The sequence below is a fragment of the Pseudomonas sp. S5D5 genome (genome assembly GCF_003013355.1).
Classification (GTDB): domain Bacteria; phylum Pseudomonadota; class Gammaproteobacteria; order Pseudomonadales; family Pseudomonadaceae; genus Aquipseudomonas; species Aquipseudomonas aylmerensis.
Genome location: NZ_PTEO01000001.1, coordinates 2,843,614 through 2,862,069, shown reverse-complemented (window position 1 = coordinate 2,862,069; position 18,456 = coordinate 2,843,614). Strand labels below are relative to the sequence as shown.

Below are 18,456 nucleotides of genomic sequence, written 5' to 3'. Positions count from 1 at the left end.
AACGGCCCGCCTTTTGGTGGGCCGTTGTGCATGTGGTGACTGGCGACGTTGATGCCGTTAGCGTACAAATCCCTAATCTTCTTCACCCGGCGTTCAAGGCTGACAATGCGATTGGCTTTTTCATCTCTGCTGAGTTCCACCCTGGCCTTGCTGATGGCCAGTACGGCCGTGATCGCGGCCCCGCAAACCTACCTGACGGTGTACGGCGAACCGGCCAAATATTCTGCCGGCTTTACCCATTTCGACTACGCCAATCCGAATGCGCCCAAGGGCGGCACGCTGCGGCGCTCGGCCCTGGAAATCGGGCGTTTCGACCACGTGTTGCCGTATATCGACAAAGGCATCGGCGTGTCCCAGGTCGACGGCTGGCTGTACGCGCCGCTGGCCCAGCGCTCCTTGGATGAACCCTACACGGTGTATGGCCTGGTGGCCGAGAAGATGGAACGCGCCGACGACGGCCTGTCGCTGCGTTTCTACCTCAACCCCAAGGCGCGTTTTGCCGATGGCAAGCCGATCACCGCCGAAGACGTGCGCTACAGCTTCGACCTGCTGATGACCCAGGGCAGCCTGCGCTTTCGCACACTGTTCGCCGACGTCAAGCACGTCGAGGTCGAAGGCCCGCGCCAGGTGCGCTTCGATTTTTCCAGCAACGAGAACCGCACCCTGCCGCTGGATATCGCCACCCTGCCGGTGTTCCCCGAGCACTGGTGGAAAACCCGCGACTTCGCCAACGGCGGCGGCTACGAAGCTCCGCTGGGCAGCGGCCCGTACAAGGTCAGCAAGATCGATTCGGGCAACACCATCACCTTTACCCGCGACCCGGACTGGTGGGGCAAGGACCTGCCCGTCAGCCGCGGCCTGTACAACTTCGATCACCTGAGCCTGGAATACTTCGGCGACACCGAAGTGGCCCGCCAGGTACTGCGCGGCGGCGCCTACGATTTCAACCGTGAGTTCTCCGCCACCGGTTACTCCATCGGCTACAACGGCCCGGCACTCGACGATGGCCGCCTGCAACGCGCGCACTTGGCCAAAGCGATGTCGCAGCCGTCCCAGGGTTATGTGTTCAACGTGCAAAAACCAATGTTCAAGGACCGCCGTGTGCGCCAGGCGCTGGCGATGCTGTGGGATTTCGAATGGGCCAACCGGCAGATGATGCGCAATATGTACATCCGCCAGCAGAGCTACTTCTCCAACAGCCCATTGGCCGCAACCCAGTTGCCGACCGCTGAGGAACTGGCAATTCTCGAGCCCTTGCGCGGCCAGGTGCCGGACGAGGTGTTCACCCAGGTGTTCAAGGCGCCGGTCACCGACGGCAGCGGCATGATCCGCGACAAGCAACTGCAAGCCCTGGCCCTGCTTGAAGAGGCCGGTTGGAAACCGCAGGGCGACAAGCTGGTCAACGCCGCGGGCGAGCCACTGGAATTCACCTTCCTGAATGCCCAGAACGGCGTCGAGCGTTTGCTGTTGCCGTATAAACGCAACCTCGCGCAGATCGGCATCACCTTGAATATTCGCCGCATCGACTCCTCGCAATACGTGAACCGGCTGATGGCCCGCGACTACGACATGATCGTGACCGGCTTCCCGGTGACGACATCGCCTGGCATGGAGCTGTACAACTACTTCGGTTCGGCGGCCGCGTTTGATTCGGGCGCCAACAACTACATGGTGCTCAAGGACCCGGCCGTCGACACGCTGATCAAGGGCCTGGTCAAGGCCGATACCCAGGCGCAGATGCTCAACTACGCCCATGCCCTGGACCGCGTGCTGCAATGGAATTACCTGTGGATCCCCAATTACTACCCGCCCGGCACGTCCGCCGCGTGGTGGAACCGGTTCGGTCGCCCGGCCATCGAGGCGCAGAACGACGAGGCCCTGGAAACCTGGTGGGAGATCAGCCCGACGCCGCTGACCAATGAGCAAATGGACGCCGAGCTGAAAAAACGCGGAGGGACGCGCTGATGTTTGCCTATATCGTGCGGCGCCTGCTGCTGATCATCCCGACGCTGGTGATTATCCTGCTGGTCAATTTCGTCATCGTGCAGGCCGCGCCAGGCGGCCCGGTGGAACAAGCCATCGCCCACCTGCAAGGCATCGGCGGCGGCGCAATCGGCGGTTCATCCGGCGAGGGCATCAGCAGCGGCTCCCGCGCCAGCCGTGGCCTGGACCCGAAACTGATCAAGGACATCGAAAAACAGTACGGCTTCGACAAGCCCGCGCCGGAACGCCTGTGGCTGATGCTCAAGAGCTACGCCAAGCTGGATTTCGGCAACAGCTTCTTTCGCGGCGCCACGGTGACCGACCTGATCCTGGAGAAAATGCCGGTCACCGTATCTCTCGGCCTGTGGGCCACGCTGATCACCTACCTGGTATCGATCCCCCTGGGAATTCGCAAGGCGGTGCGCCATGGCAGCAGCTTTGATGTGTGGAGCAGCACCGCCATCGTGATCGGTTATGCAATGCCGGCGTTCCTGTTCGCAATGTTCCTGATCGTGGTGTTCGCCGGCGGCACCTCGCTGAACTGGTTCCCGGTACGCGGGCTGGTCTCGGAGAATTTCGAAGAGCTGAGCACAGTAGGCAAGATTGCCGACTACTTCTGGCACCTGGTGTTACCGGTCAGCGCCTTGGTGATCGGCGGGTTCGCCACCTTGACCATCCTCACCAAAAACTCGTTTCTCAACGAAATCACCCGCCAGTACGTGGTCACCGCGCGCGCCAAGGGCTTGAGCGAACGGCGAGTGCTGTACGGCCATGTGTTCCGCAATGCCATGCTGCTGGTGATTTCGGGGATTCCCCAGGCGTTTATCAGCGTGTTTTTTGCCGGTTCGCTGCTGATCGAGGTGATCTTCTCCCTCGATGGGCTCGGGCGCATGAGCTACGAAGCCGCCGTGTCGCGTGACTATCCGGTGGTGTTTGGCTCGCTGTTTATCTTCACCTTGTTTGGCCTGCTGATAAAACTCATCGGCGACCTCTGCTACACGCTGGTGGACCCGCGTATCGACTTCGCCGCGAGGAACGCCTGATGCTTAATCTGTCTCCGGTGGCCCGTCGGCGTTTCGAACGCTTCAAGAAGAACCGTCGCGGCTGGTGGTCGCTGTGGCTGTTCATCGGCCTGTTCATCCTGACCCTGGGCGGCGAGTTGATCGCCAATGACAAGCCCCTGGTGCTCAGCTTCAAGAACGAACTGTATTTCCCGGTGTTCAAGCGCTACACCGAACAGCAGTTCGGCGGGCAACTGCCGTTCCAGGCCGATTACCGCAGTGACTACGTGCAACAGCTGATCAAGCAGGACGGTGGCTGGATGCTGTTCCCGCCGATTGCGTTCAGCGAGGACACCCCCAACTACGAACTGACCCGCCCTGCCCCCAGCCCGCCCTCGGCGGTGAACTGGCTGGGCACCGACGATCAGTCGCGGGACGTGCTGGCGCGGGTGATCTTCGGCGCCCGGGTGTCGATCCTGTTTGCCCTGGCGCTCACCGCGATCAGTGCCGCCATCGGCATCGCCGCCGGTGCATTGCAGGGATACTACGGCGGCTGGGTGGATTTGCTTGGCCAGCGCATCCTGGAGGTGTGGTCCGGGTTGCCGGTACTGTATCTGCTGATCATCCTGTCGGGCTTTGTCGAGCCCAACTTCTGGTGGCTGCTGGGGATCATGGCGCTGTTCTCCTGGCTGGCCCTGGTGGACGTGGTGCGCGCCGAATTCCTGCGCGGCCGCAACCTGGAGTACGTCAAGGCGGCGCGGGCCTTGGGCTTGGGCGACGGCAAGATCATTCGCCGGCATATCCTGCCCAACGCCATGACCGCCACCTTGAGCTACCTGCCGTTTATTCTGACCGGGGCGATTTCCACCTTGAGCGCCCTGGATTTCCTCGGCTTCGGCATGCCAGCGGGCAGCGCGTCGCTGGGGGAACTGATCGCCCAGGGCAAGCAGAACCTGCAGGCGCCCTGGCTGGGCCTGACTGCGTTTTTCACCTTGGCGCTGATCCTGTCGCTGCTGGTCTTTATCGGCGAGGCGTTGCGTGACGCCTTCGACCCCCGCTCATGAGTAACTGCGTATGAACCTGATCGAGATCCGTGACCTCAGCGTCGCCTTCAGCGGCCAGACCGTGGTACGCAACCTGTGCCTGGATGTGCGCCCCGGCGAGTGCCTGGCGCTGGTCGGCGAGTCCGGCTCGGGCAAGTCGGTGACGGCCCATTCGATCCTGCAATTGCTGCCCGAGGCCGGTACTGCAACCACCGGCTCGGTGAAGTATCGCGGCCAGGAACTGGTCGGCGCCTCGGCCGCCACCCTGCAGAAATTGCGTGGCAACCGCATTGCGATGATTTTCCAGGAGCCGATGACCTCGCTGAATCCGCTGCACAGCATCGAAAAGCAGATCGGCGAAACCCTGCTGTTGCACAAGGGCCTGGGCGGCAAGGCGGCGCAGGCGCGCATTCTGGAGTTGCTCGAGCTGGTCGGCATCCAGAAACCCCAGGAACGTCTCAAGGCTTACCCGCATCAGCTCTCCGGCGGCCAGCGCCAGCGAGTGATGATCGCCATGGCCCTGGCCTGCGAGCCAGAGTTGCTGATCGCCGACGAGCCCACCACCGCGCTGGACGTGACCGTGCAGCGCAAGATCCTGCTGCTGCTCAAGTCGTTGCAGCAGCGCCTGGGCATGTCGCTGCTGCTGATCAGCCACGACCTCAACCTGGTGCGCAGCATTGCCCAACGCGTCTGCGTGATGCGCGCCGGAGAAATCGTCGAGCAGGCCGACTGCCAGACCTTGTTCACCGCACCGCAGCACCCTTACAGCCGCCTGCTGCTGGATGCGGAGCCGGCCGGCGAACCGCTGTGCAGCGATGCGCGCGAAACGGTGTTGCAGGTCGACGACCTGAGCGTGCAATTCCCCCTCACGGGCGGGCTGCTGCGGCGCAAGACTTACCTGCGCGCGGTTGACGGCATCAGCCTCAGCGTGCAGCGCGGCAAGACCCTGGGGATTGTCGGCGAGTCGGGCTCGGGCAAATCCACCCTCGGCCAGGCGATCCTGCGCCTGCTGGATTCCACCGGCAGCATCCGCTTCCAGGGGACCGCCCTCGACCCGCTCAACCACCAGCAGATGCGCCCGTGGCGCAAGCAGATGCAGGTGGTGTTCCAGGACCCTTATGGCAGCCTCAGCCCACGCATGTCGGTGCAGCAGATCATCAGCGAAGGCCTGGAAGTGCATGCGCCGTGCAGCCTGGCCGAGCGTGACGCGCAAGTGATCCAGGTGCTCAAGGACGTGGGCCTCGACCCTGCCAGCCGGCACCGCTACCCGCATGAGTTCTCCGGCGGGCAGCGCCAACGCATTGCCATCGCCCGCGCGCTGGTGCTCAAGCCGGCGCTGATGCTGCTCGACGAGCCGACCTCCGCGCTCGATCGCACGGTGCAGAAACAAGTGGTCGCGCTGCTGCGCGAACTGCAGGAAAAGTATGGCCTGACCTACCTGTTCATCAGCCATGACCTGGCCGTGGTGCGCGCCATGGCGCATGACATGATCGTGGTGAAGGACGGCAAGGTGGTGGAGCGTGGCGCGAGCCATGCGGTTTTCGACGCGCCGCAGCACCCCTACACCAAAGAGCTGCTGGCGGCGGCGCATATACCCTTGTAAACGCGCCTCCTGTGGGAGCGGGCTCGCTCGCGAAAGCGCTGTATCAGTGCCGGATTTACTGGCTGGCACGCCGCCTTCGCGGGCAAGTCCGCTGCCACAGGATCGCGCCCATCCCCCATTTGTGTTGACGGCGTGAGCATGAACATCAACGAAAACCTCAAGGACTACCAACAGGTTCGTGGCCTGGCGATCCAGTCGTTGTTCGAGATTATCGAGCAGTCCAGCGAAGGCACGGTGATTGTCGACCGTGACGCGAATATCGTCTGGATGAACGAGCGCTACGCCAAGCGTTTCGGCCTGAACAGTGCCGATGAAGCCATCGGCCAGCCGTGTGAACAGGTGATTTCCAACAGCCTGTTGCGCCAGGTGGTGCGCAATGACCAGCCGATCCTGCTGGATATCCAGGACACGCCCAAAGGCCCGCTGGTGGTGATGCGCCTGCCCATCCACGACGATGCCGGCGCGGTAATCGGCGCGATTGGGTTCGCGCTGTTCGATGAGCTGCGCAACCTGTCGCCGCTGATCGAACGCTACCTGAGCATGCAGCAGGAGCTGGCCTCGACCCGTTCGTTGCTGCGCAAACGCCAGAGCAAGTACAACTTTGCGCATTTTATCGGCACCAGCGCGGCCAGCCTCGAAGTCAAGCGCCGCGCCCGGCGCAGCGCGAGTGCCGAGTCACCAGTGTTGCTGCTCGGCGAAACCGGCACCGGCAAGGAGCTGCTGGCGCAAGCGATCCACGGCGCCTCGCCGCGGGCGCACAAGGCATTTGTCAGCATCAACAGCGCGGCGATTCCGCATGATTTGCTCGAGGCCGAGTTCTTCGGCACTGCGCCCGGCGCGTTTACCGGCGCCGACCGCAAGGGCCGTCCCGGCAAATTCCAGATTGCCCAGGGCGGCACGCTGTTCCTCGATGAAATCGGCGACATGCCACTGCCGCTGCAAAGCAAGCTGCTGCGGGTGCTGCAGGAAAAGGAATTCGAACCGGTGGGCTCCAACGAGATGCTGCACAGCGATGTGCGGGTGATCGCCGCGACGTCGATGGACCTCGAAGCAGCGATCAAGCGCGGGGAATTTCGGGCAGACCTGTATTACCGGCTGAACGTGCTGCCGATCCAGGTGCCGCCACTGCGTGAACGCCTGGAGGATATTCCGGCGCTGAGCGAGGCGATCCTGGAGGAGCTGCGCAGCCAGCATGAACTCGACCGTGACGCCCTGGGGTTGTTGGCGCAGCATGCGTGGCCGGGAAATATCCGCGAGCTGCGCAATGTGCTGGAGCGCGCGGCGTTGTTGAGTGATGACCTGGTGTTGGATGCCGAGGAAATTCGCGCGGCGATCGGCACCTTTACCCCGGTCGAGCGCCCCGCAGTGGCGGCAGTAGCCGGTGAAACATTCAGCGCAGCACGCGAGCGCTTTGATCGGCAGGTGATTGCCGCGGCGCTTGCGGCCTGTGAAGGCAATGTGGTGGACGCGGCGCAGCGGCTGGGGCTCGGCAGGTCGACGCTGTACAAGAAGATGGTGGCGTTGGGCATTGCCCAGTCTCAATAAAGAGACACAATTCCACAAATAAAGACACTCCAGTGTAGGAGCGGGCTTGCCCGCGATTGCGGTGTATCAGTGCCCTGTAAGCTGACTGGCGCGACGCTTTCGCGGGCAAGCCCGCTCCCACAGGGGATCTCCCCCAGTCTCAAAATAGAGATAAATTTCACAAGACGCTTAGTCAAAACACAAAATATTCTTATATTTCAACAGGTTAACTATTTGGCACACATCTCGCTATAGCCCTTCCCCACCACAACACCCCACAAAAATAACAATCCGATGGAGACACACCATGAGTGTGATCATTGCCCTGGCAGCCCTCGCGCTGCTGATGCTGGCTGCCTACCGTGGCTATAGCGTTATCCTGTTTGCCCCCATCGCCGCGCTCGGCGCTGTCCTGCTCACCGATCCTTCTGCCGTTGCCCCCGCGTTTACCGGGGTGTTCATGGAGAAAATGGTTGGCTTCATCAAACTGTATTTTCCGGTGTTCCTCCTCGGGGCGGTGTTCGGCAAGCTGATCGAGCTGTCGGGCTTTTCGCGCTCCATCGTGGCGGCGGCGATCCGCTTGCTCGGCACGCGCCAGGCGATGCTGGTGATCGTGCTGGTGTGTGCCCTGCTCACCTACGGCGGCGTGTCGCTGTTTGTGGTGGTGTTTGCGGTGTACCCGTTTGCCGCGGAGATGTTTCGCCAGAGCAATATCCCCAAGCGCCTGATCCCGGCGACCATTGCCCTCGGCGCGTTCTCGTTCACCATGGACGCGCTGCCCGGCACGCCGCAGATCCAGAACATCATCCCCAGCACCTTCTTCAACACCACCGCCTGGGCCGCGCCGTGGCTGGGGTTGATCGGCACGATCTTCGTGTTCTGCACCGGCATGCTGTACCTCGCGCGCCAACGCAACAAGGCCCAGCGCGCCGGTGAAGGCTACGGCACCGAACTGCGCAACGAGCCGGAAACCGCCGACAACCTCAGCCTGCCGAACCCGTGGATTGCGCTGTCGCCGCTGATCCTGGTCGGCGTGATGAACCTGCTGTTCACCCACTGGATCCCCCAGTGGTATGGCAAGACCCACAGCCTCAGCCTGCCGGGCATGAGTGCGCCGGTGACCACCGAAATCGCCAAGCTCACCGCGATCTGGGCAGTGCAGGCGGCGTTGCTGGTGGGGATCCTGATGGTGCTGGTGTTTGGCTGGTCGGCAATCAAGAGCAAGCTTGCCGAAGGCAGTAAAAGTGCGGTCAGCGGTGCGCTGCTGGCGGCGATGAACACCGCGTCGGAATACGGCTTCGGCGCGGTGATCGCTTCGTTGCCAGGTTTTCTGGTGCTCGCGGACTGGCTCAAGGGCATCCCCAACCCGCTGGTCAACGAAGCAATTACCGTGACCTTGCTGGCCGGCATCACCGGTTCGGCCTCGGGCGGCATGAGCATCGCCCTGGCGGCCATGTCCGAGAGCTTTATTTCGGCGGCGCATGCGGCCAATATCCCCCTTGAAGTGCTGCACCGGGTCGCCGCCATGGCCAGCGGCGGCATGGACACCCTGCCCCACAACGGCGCGGTGATCACGTTGCTGGCCGTCACCGGCCTGACCCACCGCGAAGCCTACAAGGACATTTTCGGCATCACGATCATCAAGACCCTCGCGGTGTTCGTGGTGATCGGTACTTTCTACGCCACCGGCATTGTGTGAGGTTTTCATGACGACATTGAACGGCAAGACCGCCCTGGTTACCGGCTCCACCAGCGGCATCGGCCTGGGCATCGCACTGAGCCTGGCCAAGGCCGGCGCCAACCTGATCCTCAACGGTTTCGGCGACGCCAGCGCGGTGATTGCCCAGGTGCAGGCGTTCGGCGGCAAGGTCGGCCATCACCCGGCGGACGTCAGCGACCCGGCGCAGATCGCCGACATGATCGCCTACGCCGAGCGTGAGTTCGGCGGCGTGGACATCCTGGTCAACAACGCCGGCATCCAGCATGTGGCGGCCGTGGAAGATTTTCCGGCGGAACGCTGGGACTCGATCATCGCGATCAACCTGTCCTCGGTGTTCCACAGCACGCGCCTGAGCTTGCCGGGCATGAAGGCCAAGGGCTGGGGGCGCATCGTCAACATCGCCTCGGTGCACGGCCAGGTCGGTTCGGTGGGCAAGGCCGCGTATGTCGCGGCCAAGCATGGCGTGATCGGCCTGACCAAGGTGGTCGGCCTGGAAACCGCCACCAGCAACGTGACCTGCAACGCGATTTGCCCGGGCTGGGTGCTGACGCCACTGGTGCAGAAGCAGATCGATGACCGTGCCGCCAATGGTGTCGACCCGCAGCAGGCACAGCATGATCTGCTCGCGGAGAAACAGCCGTCGCTGGAGTTTGTCACGCCGCCACAACTGGGTGAGCTGGTGCTGTTCCTGTGCAGTGAGGCGGGTGCCCAGGTCCGCGGGGCCGCCTGGAACATCGACGGTGGCTGGCTGGCCCAGTAACCCGTCCGATGCGCCAAACACCGGTGATTTCTGGCTGACTTCATACAAGAACTAGAGACCGTGCTGATGTCCGACATCCTCTGGCAACCCTCCCCCGAACGCATCCGCAACACGCGGATGGACCAGTTCCGGCGCTATATCAACGAACACCACGGCGTGCAGCTCTACGACTACGCCGCCCTGCACCAATGGAGCATCGACCAGCGCCCGGCCTTCTGGCAGGCGATCGTGGCATTCTTCGAGGTGCAATTTCGCAGCCCGCCCACGGCTACGCTGATCGAAGACCGCGAGATGCCCAGCGCCCAGTGGTTTCCCGGCGCCACGCTGAATTTTGCCGAACACCTGCTGCGCCGCCGCGATGCCCACCCCGCCGTGGTTGCCATCAGCGAAGACGGCCGGCGCGAACAACTGACCTACGCGGAACTTGCGGCCCACGTCGCCGGCCTGCAGCGCAGCCTGCGTGCGGCCGGGGTCGGCGTGGGTGACCGGGTCGCCGCGTGCATGCCCAACACCTGGCAAACCCTGGTCGGCATGCTCGCCACCACCAGCCTGGGCGCCATCTGGTCATGCTCATCGCCGGACTTCGGCACCCAGGGCGTGATCGACCGTTTCGGCCAGATCGAGCCCAAGGTGCTGATCACCTGCGCCGGCTACCGCTATGCCGGCAAAACCATCGATCAGAGCACCAAGCTGAATGAAATCCTGGAGCGCCTGCCGTCCCTGCAGCAATTGATCATCGTGCCGTACGCACGGCCGCAGGCGCAGGTCGAGGACTACCGGACCCAGGCCAAAGTCGCGCTGTGGGAGGACTTCTATCGCGCCGGTGGCGAGCCGGAATTTGTCCCGGTGCCGTTCGATCATCCGCTGTACATCCTGTATTCCAGCGGCACCACCGGCGTGCCCAAGTGCATCATCCACGGCACCGGTGGCGTGTTGCTCACCCACCTCAAGGAACACGGCCTGCACGCCGACCTTTCGCGTGAGGATTGCCTGTTCTACTACACCACCTGCGGCTGGATGATGTGGAATTGGCTGGTGTCGGTACTGGCCCTGGGAGCCACGGCGGTACTGTATGACGGCTCGCCGTTTCATCCGGGGCCGGAACGCTTGATCGATCTGATCGACGCGGAACGCATCAGCGTGTTCGGCACCAGCCCCAAGTTTCTCGCCACCCTCGAAAAGGCCGGGCTGCAACCGCGCCTGAGCCATGACCTGGGCAGCCTCAAGGGGCTGATTTCCACTGGTTCGCCGCTCTCGCCGCAGAGCTACGACTACGTGTACCGCGAAATCAAGGGTGAGCTGTGCCTGTCGTCGATGTCCGGCGGCACCGATATCGTCTCCTGCTTTGTGATCGGCAACCCGGTGTTGCCGGTGCGTCGCGGTGAAATGCAGTGCAAGAGCCTGGCGATGGCCATCGAAGTCTGGGATGACCAGGGCCAGCCGCTGGTCGGCGAAAAAGGCGAGCTGGTGTGCACCCGGCATTTCCCGGCGATGCCGATTGGCTTGTGGAACGATCCGGGCCAGAAGAAGCTGCGCGCCTCCTACTTCAGCCAGTTCCGTGGCGTGTGGGCGCAGGGCGACTACGCCGAACAGCGCCCCAACGGCAGCCTGCTGATCCACGGACGCTCCGACGCAGTGCTCAACCCGGGCGGTGTGCGTATCGGCACGGCAGAGATTTATCGCCAGGTGGAAAAAGTCCCGCAGGTGCTGGAAAGCCTCGCCATCGGCCAACGCTGGCAGGACGACGTGCGGGTGGTGCTGTTTGTGCGGCTCAACGACGGCGTCACGCTGGACGAGGCGCTGGAGCAGCAGATTCGCCAGGTCATCCGCGCCAACACCACGCCACGTCACGTGCCGGCGAAGATCCTTGCCGTCACCGATATCCCGCGCACCATCAGCGGCAAAATCGTCGAACTGGCGGTGCGCAATGTAGTGCATGGCGAGCCGGTCAAGAACACCGACGCACTGGCCAATCCGGAGGCGCTGGCGCAGTTTCGCGACCGTCCTGAACTGGCCTGAAGATGAAAGGTTTCAGCCCTGAAGCACTCATTTGAAGACAAAGCCCCAATGCATGCTATTTTTCGAGGGGTAGTCAGCCGTTCCCGACTCACGGGATAATCGGCCTTTGTCATTTTCAAAGCGTCATGCTCAGGGCTTTTTCATGAAAGGAACATCCACCGGTAGCGAAGCTGCTGCATTGATTGCGCGGCTGGACTGGGCGCAAAGCCCCCTCGGTGAGGCCAATGATTGGCCGCAAAGCCTGCGCACAGCCGTGGATATCGTCGTCAATTCGCCGATGCCGATGCTCCTGCTGTGGGGCAGCCAACTCACCCAGCTCTACAACGATGGCTTCGCACGCCTGGCGGGCAACAAGCACCCCGAGGCGATGGGCCAGCCGGCCCATGCGACCTGGCCGGAGCTGGAAAGCTTTACCGGACCGGTCTACGACGCCGTCCTCAGCGGCCAGGTACGCACCTTCAGCGAGCAGCGCTTCGTGCTGCAACGCGACCACCGCGATACCGACATCTGGCTGGACCTGACCTACAGCCCGATCCGCGACGAAAGCGGCTGCGTGGCCGGCATCCTGGTCACCGCCATCGAAACCAACGAGCGTCGGCGCGTCACCCTCGAACTGCAACAGCGCTCCGAAGACAGCCTCAAGGCCCAGCACAACAGCGAGCAACGCCTGCAACTGGCCCTGGCCGCCACCGACGCGGTGGGCACCTGGGACTGGGACATCGGCGAGGACCGCTTTATCGCCGATGCGCACTTCGCCTACCTGCATGGCGTTGATCCAGACGATGCCGGGCTGCTGCCCATCAGCGCCTACCTGCAAGGCGTGCACCCCGAAGACCGTGCCATGGTGGCGCGCAGCATCAAGCACTGCATCACCTTCGGCACCGAGTACGCCGAGGAATACCGTCTGCTGCAGGCCGATGGCCAGGTGCGCTGGGTGTTCGCCCGTGGCCGCTGCTACAAGGACGCGCACGGCCGCCCGGCGCGCTTCCTCGGCGCCGCGCTGGACCTCACCGAGCGCAAGCACACCGAGCAGGCCTTGCGCCAAAGCCAGACCGAGCTGCAACTGATCATCAACGCCATGCCGGTGCTGATCGGCTATGTCGACCACGAACAACGCTTTCGGCTGAACAACAGTGCCTACCTTGAGTGGTACGGCATGACGCCCCAGGAGTTGTACGGCAAGAGCATCCGCGAAGTGCTCGGCGAGGAGGTGTATGCCGGGCGCGCGGACAAGATTGCCGCCGCGCTCAAGGGCAAGGCCTGCAGCTTCATGACCATCACCCCGCACCGCGACGGCCGACCGCGCCATGCGCTGATGAAGTACCTGCCGCGCTTCAGCAATGACGGTTCGGTGAATGGTTTCTACATCTTTGTGATCGACGAGACCGAACGCAAGCTCACCGAAGAAGCCCTGCGCCACCTCAACGAGAACCTCGAGGAACGCGTGGCCCAGCGCACCCAGGCGCTGGCCGAGGCCAACCAGCGCCTGCAGAACGAAATGTTCGAGCGCGAACGCGCCGAAGATGCCCTGCGCCATGCGCAGAAAATGGAAGCGGTGGGCCAGCTCACCGGCGGTATCGCCCACGACTTCAACAACATGCTCACCGGCATCATCGGCAGCCTCGACCTGATGCAGCGTTACATCGCTGCCGGGCGCAGCGACGACATCGGCCGTTTCGCCGACGCCGCGGTGTCCTCGGCCCATCGCGCGGCCGCCCTCACCCATCGGCTGCTGGCGTTCTCCCGGCGCCAGTCGCTGGACCGCCGCCCGACTGATCCAAACCAGCTGGTGGCCTCGCTGGAAGACCTGTTCCGGCGCACCAAGGGCGCGCACATCAGCCTCAAGGTGCAACTGGGCCACGACATCTGGCCGGTGAACACCGACGCCAGCCAGCTGGAAAACGCCCTGCTCAACCTGGTGATCAACGCGCGTGACGCCATGCCCGATGGCGGCGAAATCCTGATCGAGACCGCCAACAGTTATCTCGACGGCACCGACATCACCACCCTTGAACCGGTGCGCGCCGGCGACTACGTGATGCTCGGCGTGTGCGACAACGGCACCGGCATGGCGCCGAAGATCCTGGCCAAGGCATTCGACCCGTTCTTCACCACCAAGCCCATCGGCCAGGGCACCGGCCTGGGGCTGTCGATGATCTATGGGTTTGCCCAGCAATCCGGTGGCCACGTGACCATTCAGAGCGAACCAGGCCAGGGCACTTGCGTGCGCCTGTACCTGCCACGCCTGCACGGCACCGCCTTGGAAAGCAGCCTGCCGCCGAACCTCAGCGAGGCACCGCTGGCGCTGGCCGGCGAAGCCGTGGTGGTGGTCGAGGATGACCCGGCGGTGCGCATGCTGGTGGTGAATGTGCTCGACGAACTCGGCTACACCGCGCACCAGGCCGCCGATGCCCGCACCGCGCTGCCGCTGCTGGAATCGGATTTACGCGTGGACCTGCTCGTCACCGACGTCGGCCTGCCGGGCATGAATGGTCGGCAACTGGCGGAAATCGCACGCCAGCATCGACCGGGGCTCAAGGTGCTGTTCATGACTGGTTACGCTGAAAAAGCTGCCGAGCGCCAGGGCTTCCTGGAGGACGGCATGGACATGGTCGCCAAGCCATTTTCCATCGACTTGCTGGCGACAAAAATCCGCAGCATGATCAGCGTCGAAGAGTGAGTTCAGGCATAATCGCGCGCCGTCGCACACCTGGTAGAGATCAATGAAAGCCCAAGCCCGCCATATCCTGGTGAAAACCAGCGAAGAAGCCGAACAACTCAAGCAGCGCATTGCCAAGGGCGAAGCGTTTGATGTGTTGGCCAAGAAGTACTCGACCTGCCCGTCCGGCAAGCGCGGCGGGGACCTGGGTGAAGTGCGGCCGGGGCAGATGGTCGGGGCGATCGATGCGGTGATCTTCAAGAAACCGGTGAAAGTGGTGCACGGGCCGATCAAGAGCAAGTTCGGGTATCACCTGGTGCAGGTGTTTTACCGGGATTGATCGCTTGTTGCTGCGGTGGTTGTGAGTAGTTGTGGTTGGTTGTGGCTAGCGGGCTTGTTGTGGTGAGCGGGCTTGCCCCGCGTTGGGCTGCGTAGCGGCCCCAAAAAGCCTGGGAGCGCTGCGCACTCCAACGCGGGGCAAGCCCGCTCACCACAACAAGCCCACTCACCACAACAAGCCCACTCACCACCACAAGCCCCCCACTTGCCACAACCACAAGCCCGCTCACCACACGGAGCGACTTAAATTCGCGGGATGAGCGCACCAGGCACTTGAATCACCCGGCTCGCCAACCGATGTCCGGCCAAGGCGGCCTCCTCTGGCGAGCCGCCTTTCAGCCGACCCGCCAAATACGCCGCACTGAACGAATCCCCCGCCGCCGTAGTGTCCACCACTTTCTCGACCTTCAGCGCCGGCACTGAAAAGCGCTCGCCGTTGCAGCGAATCAAGCACGCATCCGCCCCGCGCTTGAGCACCACTTCGGCGATACTCGGATAGGCCGCGAACACCTGCTCGCTGTCTGCATAGCCAAACAAGGCGCGCTCGTCATCCTCGGTGAGCAAGGCGATGTCCACCTCGGCCAACACCGTGTGATACGCCGCGCGTGCCGCTTCGACACTGGCCCACAGGCGCGGCCGGTAGTTGTTGTCGAACACCACTCGGCCGCCGCGCCGACGGGCTTCCACCAGCGCTTGCAGCAAACGCGCGCGCCCGACTTCACCCAATACCGCCAGGGTAATACCGCTGAAATACACCACGTCATAACCCGGCAAGGCCGCCAGGATCGGCTCGGCGGCCGGCGTGGTGAAGCAGTCGCGCACCGCCGCTTCGTTGCGCCAGTAGAGGAATTTGCGCTCGCCGTTGGCGTCGGTCTGGATGCAATAAAGTCCCGGCAAGCGCCCAGGCAGGCGCTGGACCTGCGCCAGGCCAAGGCCCTCTTCGGCCCACTGCGCGCACATGGCATCGCTGAAACTGTCGTCGCCCAGGGCGGTGACGTAGTCGACGGCGCCGCTATCGCCCAGCTCGCGGCGCAGGTACACCGCCGCGTTGAGGGTGTCGCCGCCGAAGCTCTGGTGCAGGCTGCCATCGGCGCGGTGTTGCAGTTCGATCATGCATTCGCCGATCAGGGCGATGCGCAAGGGTGTGTTCATGCCTTCTCATCTCTGGTGTTCTTTGGGGCCTCATCGCCGGGGGCGCCTGCAGGGGAAAGCGCTGCCAGGCCGGCAATGGGGCGACGCGGACTAGAAGCAGGTCTGCAGCGACTCGATCACCTGCAATTGCTCATCCACCAGGCAGCCGACCTGCCACTTGTCGAAGGTCAGGCAAGGGTGCGAAGTACCGAACGAAATGATGTCGCCGATACGCAGTTCCACACCCGGCGCCACGGTCATGAAGGCGTGCTGGTCCATCACCGCGGTGACGGTGCAGGCGCTTACGTCATCGCCTTCCGCCGGCACGATCCCGGCCTTGTAGCGCTTGAGCGGCACCGGCAGGCCGGCGTCGTAGGCCACGTCGCGCTTGCCCAGGGCGATCACCGCAAAACCTGGCTCGGGCAGCGATTGCACATGGGCCCAGACTTCCAGTGCCGGGCGCAGGCCTTCGTTGAGATCGCTGCGGCGGTCAAGCACGCAGCACTGTGCTTGCTTGTAGATGCCATGGTCGTGGGCCACGTAGCTGCCAGGGCGCAACACACTGAGGAACCGGCCGGCGGCGTTCTGCTCTTCGAACGACTCGGCGATCAAGTCGTACCAGGCCGAACCCGAGGCGGTGACGATCGGTTTGGGCAGGTCAAAGGAGCCATTGTTCTGCAGATCGACAGCCAGGCGCACCAGGCTGGCGGCGAAGTCGCGGATGCCGCTGATGGCGTGCTCGCCGTGGATCACGCCTTCATAGCCTTCGATCCCCGTGAGGGCCAGCGCCGGCTGGGCCTTGATCGCCTTCGCCAGGTCACGCACTTCCTGCTCGCTGCGGCAGCCGCAACGCCCCCCCACCACACCGTATTCGATCATCACGTTCAGGCGCAGGCCACGGGCAGCGAAAAACAAACCGAGGTCGGCGACGTTGTCCGGGTGATCGACCATGCAGTGGAAGTCGAAATCCTGGTCGGCCAGCAGGTCGGCGATCAATGCCATGTTCGGCGCGCCGACCAGTTGATTGGCCATCAACACACGACGCACGCCACCGGCATACGCAGCACGAACCTGCACGGCGTTGGCCAGGGTGATGCCCCAGGCGCCGGCCTCGATCTGGCGTTGGAACAGCGCCGGCATCATGCTGGTCTTGCCATGGGGCGCGAGCTCTGCGCCACTGCGGCTGACAAAGTCCTGCATCCAGCGGATGTTGTGTTCCAGGGCCTCGCGGTGCAGCACCAGGGCAGGCAGGCTGACGTCGCGGACCAGGTGTGCACCGACGGCGGCGGCGCCTTTTTCAACGGCATTGTTGGCAGGCATGGAAGGTTCCTATTCGTTGATGCGACGGGCCAGGTTGTTGGCGCTTTCGATCAGCACCCGGCGGTAGTCGTTGTAATTTTTGATCGCATCGGCGCGCGGCGCGACGATGCACAGGGTCGCAATGCTGATGCCCTGCGCGTCCCGCACCGGGGCGGCAAAGCAATGGGTAAAGGTATCGGCCACACTGTCGAAGGAGAAGAACCCATCGAGCGTGGCCTGGCGGATCTGGGCCAGGAAGGTCTCCAGCGGCAGGCGCTGGCCGTCCGGCAGGATGAAGTCGGCGTAGTCGATCAGGTCGATGATCTGCTGATCGCTCAAGTGCCCCAGCAACAGGCGCCCGGACGCGGTCCACGGGATCGGCGCGTTTTCGCCGATGTCCGAGGAAATGCGAAAATGCCGCTCACCCTCGCGCATCAGCGCCACCGTGTACTTGCGCCCGTTGAGTAGGCACATCTGCGCGGTTTCGTGGGTCTGGCTGACGATTTCCTGTAGGGCTTGGTCGGCCTCGCGGGTCAGGTCGAAATGCCGCAAGTGCGCCTGGCCGAGGAAGTACAGCTGGCGACCCAGGTAGACGTGACCGTCCTTGCCGACCGTTTCCAGGATGCGCCGTTCGAGCAGGGACGCGACCAGCTCGTAGACCGTGGATTTCGGGCTGCCGATGCCGCTGGCGATATCATTCGGGCGCAGGGGCTGGCCGATTTCCTTGAGAAAATCGAGGATATCGAACGCCCGGTCCAGGCCCTTGGCGCGGCGTTTGATGGTGTCTTCGGTCATGGCGGTTTTCGGTCCGGTCAGAATGTTGCTATCAACACAAATCCCCTGTGGGAGCGGGCTTGCTCGCGAATGCAGTGGATCAGTTACAGGTGCGCTTAATGACACACCGCATTCGCGAGCAAGCCCGCTCCCACATTTGATCAGCTTTGGGCTTCAGATCCGGGCATTTAGCCTTTTTTCTTGTAGGCCACGCAATCGATCTCGACCTTGCAGTCCACCATCATGTTGGCCTGCACGCAGGCGCGCGCCGGGGCGTGTTCCGGGGTGAAGTATTCACCGAATACCTTGTTGAAACTCCAGAAATCCCGTGGGTCTTCCAGCCAGACGCCGACGCGCACCACATCTTTCAATTCGTAACCGGCCTCTTCGAGGATCGCGACCACGTTACGCATGGTCTGGCGGGTCTGTTCGATGATGCCGCCGTTGATGATTTCACCGTCCACCGCTGGCACCTGGCCCGAGACGTAGAGCCAGCCGTCCGCTTCCACCGCGCGGGCGAAAGGACGTGGCTGGCCACCGCCGGCGGTGCTGCCGGTGCCGTAACGAGTAATGCTCATAAATATATCTCCTGCGAAAAAAT

The 18,456-nt window shown here is 63.3% G+C and carries 14 protein-coding genes; 10 read left to right on the top strand and 4 right to left on the bottom strand.

Annotated features, from left to right (window positions below):
* Positions 1–105 precede the first annotated feature (105 nt).
* The 10 genes from C9990_RS13490 to C9990_RS13445 all read left to right on the top strand — a co-directional run bounded on the left by C9990_RS13490 (position 106) and on the right by C9990_RS13445 (position 14,652).
* On the top strand, positions 106–1,965 hold the full coding sequence (locus C9990_RS13490; RefSeq protein ID WP_106803585.1) for an extracellular solute-binding protein: 1,860 nt from the start codon (positions 106–108) through the stop codon (positions 1,963–1,965).
* Entirely contained in the window at positions 1,965–3,026 is a 1,062-nt protein-coding gene (locus tag C9990_RS13485) for a microcin C ABC transporter permease YejB (protein WP_106803584.1), read from the top strand. Before C9990_RS13490 ends, C9990_RS13485 begins: the two co-directional genes overlap by 1 nt.
* Positions 3,026–4,048 (top strand): ABC transporter permease, encoded by a 1,023-nt coding sequence (locus C9990_RS13480; protein WP_065907762.1) that lies wholly within the window; start codon positions 3,026–3,028, stop codon positions 4,046–4,048. Before C9990_RS13485 ends, C9990_RS13480 begins: the two co-directional genes overlap by 1 nt.
* 10 nt (positions 4,049–4,058) lie before the next feature.
* Positions 4,059–5,630 (top strand): ABC transporter ATP-binding protein, encoded by a 1,572-nt coding sequence (locus C9990_RS13475; protein WP_106803582.1) that lies wholly within the window; start codon positions 4,059–4,061, stop codon positions 5,628–5,630.
* A 138-nt stretch (positions 5,631–5,768) separates the two neighbouring features.
* A complete protein-coding gene (locus tag C9990_RS13470) occupies positions 5,769–7,175 on the top strand; it encodes a sigma-54-dependent Fis family transcriptional regulator (protein ID WP_106803581.1) in 1,407 nt (468 codons plus the stop codon).
* A 286-nt stretch (positions 7,176–7,461) separates the two neighbouring features.
* On the top strand, positions 7,462–8,853 hold the full coding sequence (locus C9990_RS13465) for a GntP family permease (RefSeq protein ID WP_065907757.1): 1,392 nt from the start codon (positions 7,462–7,464) through the stop codon (positions 8,851–8,853).
* 7 nt (positions 8,854–8,860) lie between these two features.
* Entirely contained in the window at positions 8,861–9,634 is a 774-nt protein-coding gene (locus C9990_RS13460; RefSeq protein WP_106803580.1) for a 3-hydroxybutyrate dehydrogenase, read from the top strand.
* A 66-nt stretch (positions 9,635–9,700) separates the two neighbouring features.
* On the top strand, positions 9,701–11,653 hold the full coding sequence (locus tag C9990_RS13455; RefSeq protein WP_106805649.1) for an acetoacetate--CoA ligase: 1,953 nt from the start codon (positions 9,701–9,703) through the stop codon (positions 11,651–11,653).
* A gap of 142 nt (positions 11,654–11,795) precedes the next feature.
* Complete coding sequence (locus C9990_RS13450; protein WP_106803579.1) at positions 11,796–14,333, top strand: PAS domain-containing protein; 2,538 nt, start codon at positions 11,796–11,798, stop codon at positions 14,331–14,333.
* A 43-nt stretch (positions 14,334–14,376) separates the two neighbouring features.
* A complete protein-coding gene (locus C9990_RS13445; protein ID WP_003174397.1) occupies positions 14,377–14,652 on the top strand; it encodes a peptidylprolyl isomerase in 276 nt (91 codons plus the stop codon).
* Positions 14,653–14,894: 242 nt separating this feature from the next.
* Here C9990_RS13445 and C9990_RS13440 read toward each other — a convergent pair whose 3' ends face one another.
* The 4 genes from C9990_RS13440 to C9990_RS13425 form a co-directional block, all read right to left on the bottom strand.
* Complete coding sequence (locus C9990_RS13440) at positions 14,895–15,803, bottom strand: sugar kinase (protein ID WP_106803578.1); 909 nt, start codon at positions 15,801–15,803, stop codon at positions 14,895–14,897.
* Positions 15,804–15,893: 90 nt separating this feature from the next.
* Positions 15,894–17,102 carry an amino acid deaminase gene (locus C9990_RS13435; RefSeq protein WP_106803577.1) on the bottom strand — a complete coding sequence of 403 codons (1,209 nt, stop codon included), beginning with the start codon at positions 17,100–17,102 and terminating at the stop codon, positions 15,894–15,896.
* Between the two features lie 9 nt (positions 17,103–17,111).
* Entirely contained in the window at positions 17,112–17,876 is a 765-nt protein-coding gene (locus C9990_RS13430; protein ID WP_065907743.1) for an IclR family transcriptional regulator, read from the bottom strand.
* 167 nt (positions 17,877–18,043) lie between these two features.
* On the bottom strand, positions 18,044–18,433 hold the full coding sequence (locus tag C9990_RS13425) for a RidA family protein (protein WP_032896881.1): 390 nt from the start codon (positions 18,431–18,433) through the stop codon (positions 18,044–18,046).
* Positions 18,434–18,456: the final 23 nt, after the last annotated feature.